Source organism: Hymenobacter agri (assembly GCF_054778495.1).
Genome location: NZ_BAAGZM010000809.1, coordinates 1 through 1,553 on the forward strand (window position 1 = coordinate 1; position 1,553 = coordinate 1,553).

Here is a 1,553-nt window from a genome sequence, read left to right on the forward strand (position 1 = left end):
TCCTTCATGCCGGCGCGGCGGGCGGCCAGCAGCTTCTTGGCGGCAACAACGGGCCCTCGCCGCTCAAGCACCGGCCCACGCTCGACATGCAGGCTGATTATGGCTTCCGCGTGTCGGTGGGCCCGACTTCGGCCACGGCCAACGACGTGTATTTCAGCCGGGTGTCATATGTCACAAGCGGACCCGTGGTGCCGGGCAACGACACCTATATTGGCGCGGGCACCAAAACCGGTGGCGTAGTGGTGGCCCCGGCTACGCTTGACCTGGGCGGTGCGCGCTTCGCCTACTTCAACACCCCTACCCTCACGGCCAACACCAGCAACTCGGGGCTGGAAATTGAGATTCCGTTGGCGGCGCTGGGCGCGGCGGGCATGTCGGTGGGCGCGGGCAGCCGCATCGAGCTGTTTGCCGGCTACACCGACGCCGACGGCGTATTCCTCACCGACATCATCCCGACCATCCCCGGCCGCACCACAGCGCTGGGCGCCAACCCCGATTTCACGGCCATTCCCGGCAATCAGTATGTGGCGTTTCAGCTGGGCACCGGCGTGCTGGCCACCCGCAGCGCCGCCGATAAAGCGCTGGATGTTTCGGTATTTCCGAACCCCGCTCCTGCCGCTGCCACGCTGGCCTACACCGTGCCCGGCACCCAACCCGTGCTGCTGAACGTGTACAACGCGTTGGGCCAGTGCGTGCGCACGGTAACGGCCCGCCAAACCGGACGCCAGGAATTGACGCTGGAAAACCTGCCCGCCGGCATGTACCTGCTGAAGCTGCAAGTGGGCGAACTCACGACCAGCCGGCAGCTGGTGGTAGAGTAGAATATTGAGCTGTTTGGGAAATAGGACTACTGCCGTAGAGACGCATATTTGCGTCTTGTCGTGTGCATCGCTCGCCAAATGTCGTTCAACGATGAGACGCAAATATGCGTCTCTACATCGTGCAGGCAGTTATTAAGACTCCCAAACAGCTTCTTCATAAAAAAGGCGGCCCCGCACTGGGGTCGCCCTTTTTTATGAATACCAGCCGCATTTTATGCCGCGGGCTGAATCTCGAAGCCGGCTGCCTCCACGGCCTGCACCACTTGCGCGGCGGTGGCTTGGTCGGAAGTCACGGTGAGGATTTTGGCGGGGTTGGCGGTATCGACCTGCCAGTTGCCGGCGCCCACGGCCTGGTTGAGGGCGGGCGTTACGGCTTTGATGCAGCCGCCGCAGTTGATGGTGGTTTTGAATTGAAGCGTAGCCATATCGAATGAGATTTAGAGGAAACAGGCGCCGTAGCGCGCGTCGAAAACGCTGCCCGAGAGGACTCTGGCAGCTACGCAAAACTACGGCCAGCACCGGCCGCGGCGCGCACATAATCCGCGCAAAAACCTGCGTAATTATGGCCGCACCGGCGTTTGCCAGGTGCTGGCGCTACGACTTCTTTTCCAGCTCCATCTCGCATACCGGGCACTTGCCGGGCTTGTTGCTCTGGCTGCCCGCGCAGCCCATCGGGCACTCGTAGCGGGCTTCGGCCACGGGCGTAGCTGGCGCGGCCGCGGGCTTGGCCGG

At 63.0% G+C, this 1,553-nt stretch carries 3 protein-coding genes; 1 reads left to right on the forward strand and 2 read right to left on the reverse strand.

The features are described 5' to 3' along the window. The coding region (locus tag ACYVDE_RS22365) for a T9SS type A sorting domain-containing protein (RefSeq protein ID WP_460503744.1) at positions 1 to 821 on the forward strand (821 nt) is incomplete at its 5' end. Between the two features lie 212 nt (positions 822 to 1,033). On the opposite strand, the gene ACYVDE_RS22370 is transcribed toward ACYVDE_RS22365, so the two are convergent. Next, positions 1,034 to 1,246: a heavy-metal-associated domain-containing protein gene (locus ACYVDE_RS22370; protein WP_460503745.1), complete on the reverse strand. Its 213-nt coding sequence runs from the start codon at positions 1,244 to 1,246 to the stop codon at positions 1,034 to 1,036. A 169-nt stretch (positions 1,247 to 1,415) separates the two neighbouring features. Continuing rightward, positions 1,416 to 1,493 carry a heavy metal-binding domain-containing protein gene (locus tag ACYVDE_RS22375; protein ID WP_460503746.1) on the reverse strand — a complete coding sequence of 26 codons (78 nt, stop codon included), beginning with the start codon at positions 1,491 to 1,493 and terminating at the stop codon, positions 1,416 to 1,418. Between the last annotated feature and the right edge of the window lie 60 nt (positions 1,494 to 1,553).

Bases quoted from the DNA above. Each gene is read 5' to 3' on its own strand.
- ACYVDE_RS22370 (WP_460503745.1), bottom strand. From the start codon at position 1,246: ATGGCTACGCTTCAATTCAAAACCACCATCAACTGCGGCGGCTGCATC.
- ACYVDE_RS22375 (WP_460503746.1), bottom strand. From the start codon at position 1,493: ATGGGCTGCGCGGGCAGCCAGAGCAACAAGCCCGGCAAGTGCCCGGTA.